Below are 13,674 nucleotides of genomic sequence, written 5' to 3' on the forward strand. Positions count from 1 at the left end.
AATATCTGAGAAACCTCAATGTATATTATTCCGGAAGCTTGTAATAGGCATCTCTATTCCGAAAGATGCGAAACAAATCTTACCAACAAAAGTTATTTTGCAAATACCGGCTGAACGGCTTTTACCCATTCGTCGATTTTTTCGTTCACTTTAGCATCGCCCTTGTCTAAGCACAGACCGAGCATTCTGCCACCTCTCTCCATACGGGAGAATTGGAATTCATATCCGCAGGGGCATACATCGCCGACAAAGTGAGCGCCGCTAAAGCGGAGCTTATCATAGAAATCGGCAGCTCCGGAGCAGAAGCTGTCGGGATGGCGTTCCTGACTTCCGACACCGACAATCGCTACATTTTTTCCGGCAAAATCAACGGTGTGCAGCAGTTTTACTTTACCGCCCCAGTCTTCCATTAAAGAACCGAAGAAATAGCTCGAGGACATCAGCACGACGTTCTGATAGTCTGCTATCGCATCTACTTTCGTGTCTTTCATATTGTGCATATCGGCTCCCAGCTTTTCTGCAATCTGTTTTGCAAAAGTTTCGGTTACGCCGCCTTTACTTGCATAAAAAATTCCTGTTTTGCTCATATAATACTCCTCATTGATGATAGATTTATCATTACTGATACATCAATTATAGTTATAATATAATCATTCTCATGGAAAAATCAAGAATAATTCTTATTTTTCCTCAACCGGCATAGAGCTTGCGAACAATAAAGAGGGCTAAACGACGAGGCAGTAAACGGTACAGACTTATCAACACCGCATAGGGAGCGTTATAGGGATGAAAGAAACCGATCCGCTTTTTATCCGCTAACAATGCAATAAAAGCACCGAGTTTATCTGCCGGTATGCCGTGCCGTTCATCACGTTCCATCTTTGCAATACTCTTTGTGATCCTTCCGGAATACACATCGTTACCGGTATTCGACTTATTACGGGCATCCGTAAACGGAGTCGCAACATCCCCCGGCATAATAAGCGCACATTGTATACCAAACGGAAAGACTTCGGCAGCAAACGCCTCCAATAATTTTCCAAGTGCTGCTTTGGAAGCGGAATAAAAGGCCTGAAAGGGAATGGCAATTTCTCCCGCAACCGAACTCACCGCAAGAATCTTTCCAAAACCTTGCTTCCTCATGTAGGAAGCTGCGACTTTCATCGTTAAAAAAGCGCCGAAAAAATTTACATCCAGCTGTTTTTTTGCATCTTCAAGCTTCGTAAACTCAACGGCACCCGAAATACCGAAGCCGGCAGCACAGACACAGACATCCAAGCGAGCTTCCCGTTCCCATACCTCGGCAAAAACCTTGGTCAAAGCACATTCATCCGTCACATCAGCTGAAAAATGTCCTTCGCATTTAGGCATATAACCATCGAGTCCCCTTCGGCTCACAGTATACACGACATAGCCCCTATCGTTCAAAGCTTTGACCGTTTCCAAACCGATTCCGCTTGTGCCCCCCGTAACCACTGCAATTCTTTTTACCTTTTTTTCATGTTCCGTCATCATAGTACCTCATATTATCAGGTTTTTTGTGAAATAATACACGAAAAATCTGCACGGAGAAACAGCTTTTGCTATAAAAAGGCTTGACAAAAAAGATGAGGATGATAGTATGACACATACGGTGTAGGAGCGCTGATCATAGAGGCTTAATGGCGGATAAAAGAATACTCCGCTCTAATAACATATCCTTTGGCAAGAGTATCGGCCGATATTCTTTGAATCTCAATAAAAAACGTCAATTTAAAATAAAAACGGCATTAGTGAATTTAAGAAGAACCTATAAAAACGATAAGAGACTCTAAAAGCTTCGGTTTTTAAAGATGCTCTTTATACAAGAATTTTGAGGAGGTCAAAATTTGAGCAAGCTAAAAGGTATTCTTCTGTTGCTGATCGCGGCAATTGTGATGGGATGCGCATCACAGCCTAAGCAACCGAAGGAAGAAAAACCCGTTGCAGAAACGCAGCAGGTTGAAACTGCTCCTGCGGAAGAAAAAACTGCCGAACCGCAGCAAAATGGGAAAAATAATACCGATAACGAAACAACGGTTTATTTTGCCCCGAAGACGTATAAGATTGATACGTTCACTGCGCATAAGTTGGACAGTATTGCCGAACTGTTGAAAGCAAAGAATGTAACACAGATAAAAATTGTCGGACATTGTGCAAAATTAGATAGCACAAAAGAAGAAGAGAAACTGTCGTTACAACGCGCAAATGCCGTCGCACGGTATTTTGAATCAACAGGTGCCTTTAGAGCAGGTAATATTACCATATCGGCGGAAGGGGCTGAGCACCCTGCAGGATCTCATACGGACATTTCCGAACGGAAACACAACCGCAGAGTCGAAATTTATTATTAAAAAGGATGCGGAGTCATCTTTTATAGTATTTGGAGGTAGGATTTATGAAGAAATCACTCTTTGCCGCTGCTTTTGCGGCTCTTTGCTTCTCAGTTTGGGCACAAGTGCCTGAAACAATGAACCCTGATTATCAACGCGCGGCAATGCAATACCGCAACGGTGATAAACATTTTGTCAACAGCGATGTGTTCTTTAAGCTCAATTCGGCAGATAAAGAAACAGGTCTCGATTTTGTTGAATTCTCACTTGACGGTTCAAGCTTTATGACTTACCGCAACCCCTTCCAGATCTTGGAAGAAGGTAAACACGATATCTCATATCGCGGTTTCGACAACAGCAAAAACCTTGAAGTTGCAAAAACCCTTTCGGTAATTGTCGACAATACTGCGCCCAAAACCACACTGAATACAACTGAACCGTTATTCTACAAAGGTTTGGCTGCTTACTGTTCTGCAAATACCAAGTGGTATATTTCGGCAACCGATGATTTAACCGGTTCCGGAACTGCCGGAGCCTATATCGGTACAGATTTGGATTCTTTAGCACTCCATGGTAATGGAAAAGAAGATGAAGATGCTTATTACTCTGTAAACGAAGAAGGTGCTGCAAAGATATATTACACGGCTGTTGATAATGTCGGTAACTTAGCTCCGATCGCAGTACTCTCCGTTGTCGTTGATACGACGGCTCCCACTGTTTTCATTGAAAACAGCGATCGTCTTATCAATAAAGATGATGCATACATGATTTTCCCGAGTGCTGATGTTGTTGACGAAGACGGACGCATTATCGTTTCTACAAAAGAATCTGTTGCGTTTGGTGCAACCGATGAGCTTTCCGGTGTAGATGCATTGTATGTCAAAATCAATGATGCGGATTATGTTAAATATATCGAACCGCTTCATTTCTCTACCAACACTGTTTACAATATCGATGTAAAAGCAATCGATAACGTTGGTAACGTATCGGAGCCTGTGTCCTACAAATTCTATGTAGACAAGATCACTCCTGCATCAGATATAGAGGTTATAGACAGAGAGGGAAACGAACCCACGACCTGGAGCGTTCCCGCGGATGGTCAATAAATCGGATATACTGAAAATTTAACGAGGGGCTGTCCAAAAAGCAACCAACTTTTGAGACAGTCCCGTTGCTGTTAAATGTTTAGTTAATTAAAGCGCCGGTTAATCTTGCAGATTAGCCGGTGCTTTTTTTATATACTAAAGATATTGTGCTGAAAACATAGTTAGAGTTGCTCTATAGCAGGCTATGTCGATTTTGAAGAGCCTTTTTTACCTAATTGACCGCAAGCGCCGCCGATTGTTCTGCCCCGCTTTTGCCGAACCGTTACATTTAAGTTTTCTGCCATTAAGTAATTGTAAAAAGAGCGTATTTCCGAATCAGAAGGAGTGCTGTATGGTAATTGCTGCACGGGATTCCACGGGATAAGATTGATATGCACATTGAGGTCTTCGGCAAAAGCACGTACCTGCTGCGCTGCCTTATAGGAAGTATTTACATTTTTAAGCAGAGCAAGTTCTAGGGTTACCCGCTTATCGGTTTTATCATTAAAATAGCGAATTGCCTTTTTTAATTCACTGAGCGGATTAGCCTTTGTAACAGGCATCAAGGTTGTCCGGAGCGCTTCGTCCGCAGTAGTCAGAGAAACGGCAAGACGGATATCAAGTTGTCTATCCGCAAGTTCATAAATGCCCTTACAAATACCGGAGGTAGAAAGCGTTATCCGCCGGTGTGAAAGATTTCTGCCTTTTGGATGAGTAAGAACAGCGATGGTTTTCGCAATACTGTCGAGGTTCAAGAGAGGTTCTCCCATGCCCATAAACACGATATTATCAAGTTTACCGCAGATGTTTTCCAGATGTAAAAACTGTTCCACAATTTCGTTGGGAGCAAGATTACGCAAGCAGCCGAGCTGTCCTGTTTGGCAGAAAGTACAGCCCATCGGACAACCGACTTGACAGGAAACGCAGGCGGTTTTCCGCGCGGCTTTATCAAACAACAGTACCGTCTCAATACTGCTGCCGTCATACAAGCCTATGCCGAGTTTAACCGTACCGTCAGGATCTTTCAACACGGTTTCACATACGGTATTGCGCGGTGTATATTCACCGGCAAGCCGCTCCCGCTCTTTAAGCGGAAGGTTTGTCATGTCTTCAAAAGATGAACACCCGCGCGCAATCCATTGGAAAATCTGCATAGGCTGAAACCGTTGCGGTAAATTACAGACCGCGCCAATTTCTTCCGGCAACATCCCTGAAATGGCTGTTTTTTCCGCAACGGTGTTATCGTTCTGTCCCAATCAATACGCCTTAATTTTGTAATGAAAAAAGAGTGTCGCTTACCGCTTGGTTTTTAATACCATACTGCTGGAACGCTTGCAGCACTTCAATCGCTTTTGCTTTTTCGTTTATGTGAATATAACAGTCGGCAAGTTCAAGGTAAATGCGGTAATTTTTCCGGTCTGCCTGCAACAAATGCGTTAAGCTGGTTATCGCTTCATCATATTTTCCCTGTATCTTGCACAAAATCGCAAGACCGAGTATCGCATAGGAATCATAATCGATATCAAGCGCACGCTGATAAATCTGTTCGGCTTTGTCATAATCACCGATATGTCGATACGCATCGCCCATACGGGTAAGAATAACCTTATTATTCGGATCTTTGTTAAGAATAGCTTCCCAATATTTTATTGAATGCTGCTGCTGCTTCATACCACGGTAGCAGTCCGCAAGACCGAACAGACCGTAAAAATTATCGGGATCTTTCTCAAGCGCTTTCTCAAAATAATAGACGCCCTGATCAAATTGTTTCATCTTTCGATAACAGTTGCCAATCGATGTTAGGATTCGGATATCAACATTGTCGGGGTTTTGATCAAAAATCTTTTGCCAATAGACAAGTGCTTCGCGGTATTTTTTAAAATCATAATGAAGATGCCCCAAACCGATAAGTGCATAGGGATTATTCTCTTCAATCTCAAGTACTTTTAAATAGAGCTTTTTTGAATTTTGAAAATCATGTATCTTTCGGTATGCGTCGGCAACGCGGGTAAAGACGGTGATATTTGCGTTATCATGTTCAAGATATTGTTCCCAAATTTCTATTGCCTTCGCATATAAATTCATATTCTTATAGCAATCGGCTAATCCGAATAACGCATAATTATTCCCCGGATGGTGCCGTAAACATTCGCTGTAATATTCTGCGGCTTCTTTACATTTATTCCGCTTCCGCGCAGCGTCCCCAAGTCCGACAAGGGCATAGTTATTATTTTCATCAAGCTCCAACATTTTTTTAAATTCAGCTTCCGCCCGATCAATTTCATTTGCTTTCAAGAAAAGATATCCCTCACGTGAAAGTTTTGTAAGTTCATCGGTTCCTTCCGCATGAGGAAGTTCTTGAGCGGGATCTAATGATGCAGGAAATAACGAGTCGGTCTGCTCGGAATAACCATTTTCAACACTTTCAAACATTTTCTACTCCTTTGGATTCAGTATCTATTAACACTCTAATGAGCCGAACAAGCGAATCAATGATCGGTTCTGATTTGCGTTTATTTTTTGCAAGGCAATACATACGAAGTGCTTCCAACGTATTTTTTTGTGCGGCGTAATAATCACCGACCCTTGTAAGACCATCCGAATAGCCGGTAGTAATAAAAATACGTTGAGCTTCGTTTATAAAGCCTTCGTTAAAGAGCTGGTTACCGCGCCGATTTAATACTACCTTTTGTTCAGAACTGAGAGGAGTGAGTGCGTTTTCAGTTACTTTAATAAAATGCTTATTATCCGATCCCATTTTACTTCGTCTTTAATAAATATTTAATACTGACGCATCCATTTTATAAAATAGATACATTTATGACAAGCCCCCGCATTGCATCACGTTAAATCTAATTAAAGTTTTTAGAGATACCTATAGCTGCTAAGAAGAAAATAAAATATGTAAAATACATCAAGAGGCAGACAACAAATTCGCCTCCCTTTTGATGTATTTGTAAAACAGTCGGTTAAACTTTAAATTTATTAACCTCGGCTACTAAACCTTCAATATTCTGTTTATTCTTTTGCGTAATTTCGTTTACTTCCTGTACGGCATTGCTGATTTGCACTGCCCCTGCTGCCATTTCATTCATACTGTCGGTAATAATCCGGGTAAGGTCGTTGAGCTTATGCATTTCTTCAGCAACGCCTTCACCGCCTTTCAGCATCTCTTCGGAACCCGCGCTTACTTCGACCGTTACCATATTAATCTTTTTAATTGCAGTCAGAACTTCTTGGCTACCGTTTTCCTGTTCGCGCATTGCTTCAGTTAAATGGTCGCTCATCGATTTTACCTGTTCCGCCAAATTAAAGATAGTGTTGAATTTCTCTTCAGCGGTTCTGGAAGAATCCGAAAGTGTTTCGATTTCTCCGCTTAATATTTTCAGTGTTGCAGTTATTGCCTTACCTTGCGTTGCGGAATCTTCCGCCAGCTTTCGGATTTCGTCGGCGACAACCGCAAAGCCCTTACCGGCTTCTCCGGCATGGGCGGCCTCTATGGCGGCGTTCATTGCAAGTAAGTTTGTTTGGGAAGCAATATGTTGAATGACGCTTGACGCTTCCAATAAGCTGCCCGACTCCTCTGCAATTTTCTGCGTTACGGTATTAGCGGTTACGACTGTTTCTTTGCCGTCACCGGTTGCAGAAGCCAACTTTTTAATAACGCCATCGGTGCTTTCTAGTGTCTTTGTGATTGAAGCAATATTTGCAACCATTTGTTCTATAGAAGAAGATGATTGTGCAACGCTTGCAGCCTGTGCTTCGATACTGGTATTCAGCTGTTTAATTGTCCGGACGATCTCTTCGATGGTAGCAGCTGTTTCGGTTACGCTTGACGCTTGCGTTAGTGCTTGTTGTTTTACACCTGTAATATTGGTGCTGATTTCATGGATAGCGCTTGCCGTCTCGGTCATATTAGAGGCAAGTTCGCTACCGATTTCTTCCATCGTGTCTCCGCTGGCACTGACAGCACGTATCGATAAAGCAATCTTTTCTATTGTTTCATTGAAGTATGCGGATAAATTCGTTATTTCGTCATTTCCGAAAACCGGCAAACGAACGGTTAAATCTCCTTCACCGTGAGCAATATCCTGCAATGCAGCGACAACCGCCTGAATAGGATGTATCATTTTATAGGCGATAATATACACGATGATAAGGCTTGTCAGGAAAATAATAATTCCAATAAGCCGAATCCCGTTTCGCAATGCATTGACGGTACCCATAAATTCATTGACCGGAGCTTTTATAATAACAGTCCACCCTGTTAACGGTATTGTCGCATAAGAGGCTATATTATTGACACCGTTATACTCATAGTATCCTACGGAAGAAACTTGCGATGTCAGAGCCTGTTTTTCAAATGCAGCAAGAGACGTAAGCGATGCGTTCGTTTTCGCCATTTCTTGTGAATTAGCATAGTTTTGAACCAACGAGAAATCTCTATGCGCGACAACAGTACCCGACGAATCTATAATATAACAATATCCTTTTTGACCGACTACAATATCTTTGATGTCATCGGACAGCTGTTTCGCCGGTACCGCCGCATTTAATACGCCGATAACAGTATTAGCATTATCATAGATCGGAACGGCAAAAAGTATTTGCATATTATTTGTTATATGTGAAAGCGCAGGCTCCGCAATATAAGTTTTTCCCTGCACAGCGGCACGGAACCACTCCCGATCATTTACAATTGTAGGAGTGTCACGTGTATCATAGCGATTGCCGTGCAGATCGCATACTCCGAAGTAATCTATTTTTGCATTACGTTCCGCTTCTACAGACAGCATTTGAACTTTTTGATACAGCGTAAGAGTTTCGTCACGTAAGAACGGCATACGGGCAAGGCCTTCAATAAATTGCATAACAGTGGACATTCTCCCGTCTGCAATAGCCGCGATATCAGTTGCTTTATCGGTAAGGTGAACGGTAATTTTTTCTATTACCGCTTTACGAGCAGTTCTTACAGCTAAGACAGCCAGCACAATACCGGCAACTAAAATCAATGCACCGAAAAGTAAAACAAGCTTATATCGTAGCGAGAAAATTCTTTTTCGGGGGGGGGGGGGGGGGGGTATTATACTTTTTCCATCCATTTTGTCAAGCATCTCCTTTAGACAATAAAATTGCATCAAACTACTGCATTAGAAGGTGTTTAAAAAAACAGAAATTTTTAAGGTGCCTCTCAATCAATGCCGTGGAGAACTATTCCTGTAGCAGTGAATAGCTGATATAAAATTCGCTGTTATAGTGAAGAGCTTCACGTTGTAGGATGCATAGCCGGCAGTTGCCGTTGCTATAGAGAAATGCTGATATGTTTATTTTCCCTTTTTTATCAACTTTCTCTAATAACTTTATGCTGAAATACTATCACTTTACCACCAACTGTTCAAGTGATGGTGTACAAAAGTGCAACAAGACGATGGATACAGCACAAACCGAAAAATTGACATTCTAAATAATAACCGCTACAATAAGCCGCTTACAGTAATGAAGTATCTTGTGTGTAAAAATTGTTGAAGGGGTTATTCATGGCACTATTTTTCCGCGTTTGTACAGGACTGTCTTTTGTTTTTTCTCTGCTATTAGTTGTCAAGAATATGCACGGCTTAGCCTTCGCGGGGAGCATAGCCGGCATCATTTTTTCTTCAGTGCTTGTGTATTCACAATTAAAGTTAAACCGAAAGAGAACCTATATCTCACTTGTTTTTACGAGAAAGCTCTTCGATTATTGGCCGTTTGTTATGATTGCCTGCTTTGTGTGTTCCCGCGCACTTGTAGAACATTCGCCTTATATAATGGATGCCATTCTTGCACTGATGTGGTTCGGTATCGTTGTTCTGAAAGCAGTGACCGTTCATTATCTGAAAAATAAAAATTTACAAAAATATTTTCCGGATATTCAACCCATTCAAAAGAAAAAAATTCCTTCGAGCAAGGGAACGTCAATTGGCGAAATAATAAAAATCATTTTAACAGGATACCGCGGAAAAAAACCGGTTAGAGAAATAATAAAACGAGTTTTAATTGAACTGTTGGAATGGGTCGATGCTGCTTTTTACGCGATCTTTTTTGTGTTACTCATCAATATCTTTATCTTTCAAGTATACCGTATTCCAACGGAATCTATGGTGCCGCAATTTATGATCGGTGATACGGTTGTCGGCCTTAAAACTCCTTCGGGACCCGCTTTTCCGCTTTCTTCTTTTAGACTGCCGCGATGGAAAACATATAAACGCGGCGATATTGTTATTTTCAGCAACCCGAATTACCCCGACACACCCAAGGCACAGCTTAAAACCTTTATGTCGCAGCTAGTCTATATGCTTACGCTTGCACAGGTGAATATTAATACTGATGAAAACGGCAAACCGAAACCGGATCCGTTGGTTAAGCGGGTAACCGGACTACCCGGAGAAAAACTCATGCTGGTTGACGGAGTATTGTATGCTAAGCACCGCGGCGACACGGAATTTTTACCGGTAGAAGAAGATCGGCTCTATGCCAACTGGGATTTAGCAAGTCTCCCTGAATCGGAACGCCGTTTAATCAAAGATATACTCATCAGTGCCGCAGACTTGCGTGTGCTGGAATCGGTCGAAGCTCAGCGGAAAGAACTCAACTTAACCGATGCGGTAAAGCAAACAGAATCGCTTATCAATCGGCTTTCGCTTTTAAAGCATAATAAGGATACGGCAGTAGCGGCGGATTTCTTGCAGGGATCGGGATATGAGATACTCACCCTCTTCCGTGCCAACGACACGATAAGCCGCGAAATTTTAACGACCAACGGCGGGCTTGCATGGTTCCGCAGCTTTATGACGGGATGGATTCCCTACTGGCAAAGCAGCGAAGCACAGCATGCGTCATTATATGAAAAACGGTTTGCGCAGTTAAATGCGCTTATCAAACTCTGCTTCGGTAAAATCGTTATCCGTAATATCGAACTTTTCCGTGCAAACGCTACGGCAGAGCAATTTATCAACGACGAAGTGCGGAATAGACTTTTGGAAGAAGCGCAAACCTATGCCTTTTATCTTGCATGGACTAATCAGCGCAACATGAATGTCTTTCCTGCGGGAAAGGATGAGTACATTCCCGAAAACGCATATTTTATGATGGGCGACAACCGGTTTAATTCAACCGATATGCGCCATACCACTGGTTTTAAACTGACTTCTGTTGATAAGAACGATACACAATCCATCCGGTTTTACAGTAATGTCGAACCGAAATATGTCCCTGCAGAAAAGATACTCGGTACCACGATACTGCGGGTATTCCCCTTCTCACGATTTGGAGCTTTATAAATGCAATTGGAACCGGCGCAAGAACAGATTAATGCATGGTTTAAAAACCTTGGTTTTCCTTCTTTATTGATGCATGAGCCGAAAGCTCATTTTGACTTTACCACTGCCTCTCGCCGTATTCTGGTAGTCGGGCCGATGGGGTCGGGAAAAACGGAATATGCGGGACACGTATGGCGGGATGCGCAAGTCGCCCGTACCAAAAGCGGCGCAGTACAAAAACTGACCAGCGGAGCAAACTCTCAAAAAGACTTGTTTGACCCTGCAAGCGGTGTCGGCTCGGCGGATAGGCGATATACCTTTTTTGCACGCTACAGCTTAGATAAAGAGCGGTTCCCCGATTATCCCGATGATGCCCTCGCCTACCGCGGCGGCTATCAACGCTGTGGAGGAAATATTGCAACGGTCGGCAATTCATTTTCGCTTGAAAAACTGTTACAAGAAAATCCGCATATCGGTACATGGATTATCGATGAAGCAGCCTTCTACGACGAACGGCTCGCGTATGTGATTAAAAAAGAAAGCGATCGGCGCGGGCTTGTATTTGTTATGCCGACCTTGCTGTTAAACTTTCGCGGTGAAATTTTTAATGCGACGGCACGGCTGCTGGTAGAAACGGCAACGGAAATATATCCGTTCTCCGCCTATTGCGAACATCCCGACTGTCTGCAAAACGGCTACAACACCTATCGGTACTACATTGTAAACGGCGTTGAATGCCCAGCCCTTTATTTTGATCCGCTGATTATCATCGGCGGAGACCGCAAAAAAGAAGACCCCTTCGAACCGAATTACTGTACCCGCTGTGACCAGCACCACTTTTTGCCGGGCAAGCAATACACATTCTTTACGCTAAAGCCGCTCGGAATAGAAGCAAGCAGAGGAAATATGCAGCCGCTTATGCAAGAGCTGGCAGCAATTCAAGATGATATGGAGCATTCCGTATTGTTTAATACGTTTAAGACCGAATATCTCGATTGTGCCAATCCTTCTCCGGAACGGATGAATGCGCTCCGTGTTCCCTGCATTGCGGAACGGGCGCTCATCTTCCTGTTTGCCGAACAGAATTTACTCTCCGCCGATCAAATGCGCACATTAGTAAAAGAACTGCACCTAAATAAGGAATATCTTGATAAGCGGCTGTCCGATAACAAACGACCGCTTGTGTGGAGCTGAGAGTGCATCAGGCCTATGTTAGAACTACTGTAATTTTAAGTATTTATGGTTTTATAAGTAGTTTATGTTATAATTTTTATGCTATAATTGAAACATGAGTAGATTTGACACAGCTTATTTAAGCAATGATGGTTCCTATACATTATTTTCTTTTAATAAGACTCGATTAAAATTTGTAGCACCGTATTCGCTGGAAAAATATGAAAAGGTTCTCCATTGGGATAATGGTTATCTTGAAGTATTAGCTAAATATACTCATAATTCTGAACCGGAAGAAGAATATATTGATTTAATCCCAATATTAAAAAATTTATATATTGAGGCAGAAGATTTTTTATCTGCAATCAAAAAAGTTGAGGTACGATATGCCTGATTTATACAAAATTGCTCATGAAGCGGATGTCATTGATAATGGTTTTGCATTTAAAAAAATTCCCGAAGGAATAAGCGTTTTTAATCTGAATAATGGTTACGGTGCCGCAGTGTTTAAACCTGATGGGACTTTGATAGAAACAAATATGGATGATATAGAAATAGCAGCTTCAAAAAAACATTTACAAAGCTGTTTAAAATATATGGAAGATTAATATGCCGAAATATTTTTCATTTAAGGTTGCCGGGTATTATTTACGGATAAAGAATTAAGAAAGATACAGGAATTTATCAAAGAAAAATATATTCAGATGTATGAAAAATGGTGTGAATACAGTCATGAAAGTTTTTATATTGGAAAATAAGTTCTAACACCCGCTTCAACGCCGCTGTCCGTGGTGCTGTTGGCAAGTATACATCCATGTACACTTTTTCCCGACATACGTCCGTGTATGTTGGGAAAAGGCGAGTTTTGTCCAAAACTCACCCCTGATTAATACCCCGCCCATCCTTGGGCGTTTTGACGATAAGTTTTTCTGACGAAAAACTTACTTCTGTATAGAACCACCGCCATCCGTGGCGCTGTTGACCAGTGTACGTCCCTGTACGCTGGTCAACGACGAGTTTTTGCGCAGCAAAAACGTCGCTGCTATATGGAACCACCGCCATCCATGGCGGTACTGATTTTATTTTTTGGGAAGATCGCTGCGGGTTTTAATGACCTGTAAGATGAGCCCGTAAGCGGCTGCTTCGTCTGCCGAAAGCCAGTAATCGCGGTCGGTATCTTTAGCAACGTCCGCTACATCCTTACCGGTTTCTTCGGCGATAAGCGCATTTATTTTGGCGCGGATTTTTTCAATTTCTTTTGCATGGATTTCGATATCCGTCGCAACCCCTTTGATACCGGATAACGGCTGATGGATAAGGTAGTGACTATTCGGAAGCCCAAGCCGGTAGTTCTTCGGTGCCGCTAAAAGAATAAGCGCACCTGCACTGGCTACCAATCCCATACCAATCGTATAAACCGGCGGCTTAATAAACCGGATCATATCAAAAATCGCAAAACCGGCATCAACATCTCCGCCGGGAGAATCGATATACACATAAATCGGTTTTGAAGCGGAATCGGCTTCAAGGATCAAAAGCTGACGGATAACCTTTTCCGCCAGTTCTTTATTCACTTCGCCCGACAGAATAATCTGACGGGTATTCAAGAATTTTTGCATCAGCTGCTCATTCGCACTATCGTTTGTTTTTTCTTTTGACGTTTCTTCCGTGTTATAAAAAGTATTCATTCATCCGCCCTTTATAAGTTTACAGCATTTCTCAAAATTTAATTCGATTTTCAGAAATGCCCTAGTAATGAAAATACGGTTG

General features: G+C 42.2%; 13 protein-coding genes. 6 read left to right on the forward strand and 7 right to left on the reverse strand.

Features of this window, described 5'->3' with window-relative positions; translation table 11 throughout:
- Nucleotides 1-92: 92 nt before the first annotated feature.
- Both E4N65_RS08580 and E4N65_RS08585 read right to left on the reverse strand, forming a co-directional pair.
- Nucleotides 93-587, reverse strand: a complete 495-nt coding sequence (locus tag E4N65_RS08580) for a flavodoxin domain-containing protein (RefSeq protein WP_253672797.1) — start codon at nt 585-587, stop codon at nt 93-95.
- 103 nt (nt 588-690) lie between these two features.
- Nucleotides 691-1,515, reverse strand: a complete 825-nt coding sequence (locus E4N65_RS08585; protein WP_253672799.1) for an SDR family NAD(P)-dependent oxidoreductase — start codon at nt 1,513-1,515, stop codon at nt 691-693.
- Nucleotides 1,516-1,868: 353 nt separating this feature from the next.
- On the opposite strand from E4N65_RS08585, the gene E4N65_RS08590 reads away from it, so the two are divergent.
- Both E4N65_RS08590 and E4N65_RS08595 read left to right on the forward strand, forming a co-directional pair.
- The gene (locus tag E4N65_RS08590) at nt 1,869-2,372 is read left to right on the forward strand and encodes an OmpA family protein (RefSeq protein WP_253672801.1); all 504 of its coding nucleotides are present in this window, start codon (nt 1,869-1,871) and stop codon (nt 2,370-2,372) included.
- Nucleotides 2,373-2,416: 44 nt separating this feature from the next.
- Nucleotides 2,417-3,457, forward strand: coding sequence for an OmpL47-type beta-barrel domain-containing protein (locus E4N65_RS08595; RefSeq protein ID WP_253672803.1), 1,041 nt, complete (start codon nt 2,417-2,419; stop codon nt 3,455-3,457).
- Nucleotides 3,458-3,639: 182 nt separating this feature from the next.
- On the opposite strand, the gene rlmN is transcribed toward E4N65_RS08595, so the two are convergent.
- The 4 genes from rlmN to E4N65_RS08615 form a co-directional block, all read right to left on the reverse strand.
- Nucleotides 3,640-4,644, reverse strand: coding sequence for a dual-specificity RNA methyltransferase RlmN (rlmN, locus tag E4N65_RS08600; protein ID WP_253674823.1), 1,005 nt, complete (start codon nt 4,642-4,644; stop codon nt 3,640-3,642).
- A 58-nt stretch (nt 4,645-4,702) separates the two neighbouring features.
- A complete protein-coding gene (locus E4N65_RS08605; protein ID WP_253672805.1) occupies nt 4,703-5,869 on the reverse strand; it encodes a tetratricopeptide repeat protein in 1,167 nt (388 codons plus the stop codon).
- On the reverse strand, nt 5,862-6,194 hold the full coding sequence (locus tag E4N65_RS08610) for a hypothetical protein (protein WP_044015468.1): 333 nt from the start codon (nt 6,192-6,194) through the stop codon (nt 5,862-5,864). Before E4N65_RS08610 ends, E4N65_RS08605 begins: the two co-directional genes overlap by 8 nt.
- A gap of 211 nt (nt 6,195-6,405) precedes the next feature.
- A complete protein-coding gene (locus E4N65_RS08615) occupies nt 6,406-8,538 on the reverse strand; it encodes a methyl-accepting chemotaxis protein (RefSeq protein ID WP_253672807.1) in 2,133 nt (710 codons plus the stop codon).
- Nucleotides 8,539-8,973: 435 nt separating this feature from the next.
- Between E4N65_RS08615 and lepB the strand changes: the two genes are divergently transcribed.
- The 4 genes from lepB to E4N65_RS08635 all read left to right on the forward strand — a co-directional run bounded on the left by lepB (nt 8,974) and on the right by E4N65_RS08635 (nt 12,512).
- Entirely contained in the window at nt 8,974-10,752 is a 1,779-nt protein-coding gene (lepB, locus tag E4N65_RS08620) for a signal peptidase I (RefSeq protein WP_253672809.1), read from the forward strand.
- Nucleotides 10,753-11,925, forward strand: coding sequence for a thymidine kinase (locus E4N65_RS08625; protein ID WP_253672811.1), 1,173 nt, complete (start codon nt 10,753-10,755; stop codon nt 11,923-11,925).
- A gap of 94 nt (nt 11,926-12,019) precedes the next feature.
- Nucleotides 12,020-12,298, forward strand: coding sequence for a DUF7724 family protein (locus E4N65_RS08630; RefSeq protein ID WP_253672813.1), 279 nt, complete (start codon nt 12,020-12,022; stop codon nt 12,296-12,298).
- Nucleotides 12,291-12,512, forward strand: coding sequence for a DUF7723 family protein (locus tag E4N65_RS08635; RefSeq protein ID WP_253672815.1), 222 nt, complete (start codon nt 12,291-12,293; stop codon nt 12,510-12,512). Before E4N65_RS08630 ends, E4N65_RS08635 begins: the two co-directional genes overlap by 8 nt.
- 471 nt (nt 12,513-12,983) lie before the next feature.
- Here the strand turns inward: E4N65_RS08635 and E4N65_RS08640 are convergent, their stop codons facing one another.
- Entirely contained in the window at nt 12,984-13,592 is a 609-nt protein-coding gene (locus E4N65_RS08640; protein WP_253672817.1) for an ATP-dependent Clp protease proteolytic subunit, read from the reverse strand.
- Between the last annotated feature and the right edge of the window lie 82 nt (nt 13,593-13,674).

The sequence above is a fragment of the Treponema sp. OMZ 855 genome (assembly GCF_024181145.1).
Taxonomy (GTDB): Bacteria; Spirochaetota; Spirochaetia; order Treponematales; family Treponemataceae; genus Treponema.

Excerpts from the sequence above, each read along its gene's own strand:
- E4N65_RS08580 (WP_253672797.1), bottom strand. The coding sequence starts at position 587 with ATGAGCAAAACAGGAATTTTTTATGCAAGTAAAGGCGGCGTAACCGAA.
- E4N65_RS08585 (WP_253672799.1), bottom strand. The coding sequence starts at position 1,515 with ATGATGACGGAACATGAAAAAAAGGTAAAAAGAATTGCAGTGGTTACG.
- E4N65_RS08595 (WP_253672803.1), top strand. The coding sequence starts at position 2,417 with ATGAAGAAATCACTCTTTGCCGCTGCTTTTGCGGCTCTTTGCTTCTCA.
- rlmN (WP_253674823.1), bottom strand. The coding sequence starts at position 4,644 with ATGTTGCCGGAAGAAATTGGCGCGGTCTGTAATTTACCGCAACGGTTT.
- E4N65_RS08605 (WP_253672805.1), bottom strand. The coding sequence starts at position 5,869 with ATGTTTGAAAGTGTTGAAAATGGTTATTCCGAGCAGACCGACTCGTTA.
- E4N65_RS08610 (WP_044015468.1), bottom strand. The coding sequence starts at position 6,194 with ATGGGATCGGATAATAAGCATTTTATTAAAGTAACTGAAAACGCACTC.
- E4N65_RS08615 (WP_253672807.1), bottom strand. The coding sequence starts at position 8,538 with ATGGATGGAAAAAGTATAATACCCCCCCCCCCCCCCCCCCGAAAAAGA.
- lepB (WP_253672809.1), top strand. The coding sequence starts at position 8,974 with ATGGCACTATTTTTCCGCGTTTGTACAGGACTGTCTTTTGTTTTTTCT.
- E4N65_RS08625 (WP_253672811.1), top strand. The coding sequence starts at position 10,753 with ATGCAATTGGAACCGGCGCAAGAACAGATTAATGCATGGTTTAAAAAC.
- E4N65_RS08630 (WP_253672813.1), top strand. The coding sequence starts at position 12,020 with ATGAGTAGATTTGACACAGCTTATTTAAGCAATGATGGTTCCTATACA.
- E4N65_RS08635 (WP_253672815.1), top strand. The coding sequence starts at position 12,291 with ATGCCTGATTTATACAAAATTGCTCATGAAGCGGATGTCATTGATAAT.
- E4N65_RS08640 (WP_253672817.1), bottom strand. The coding sequence starts at position 13,592 with ATGAATACTTTTTATAACACGGAAGAAACGTCAAAAGAAAAAACAAAC.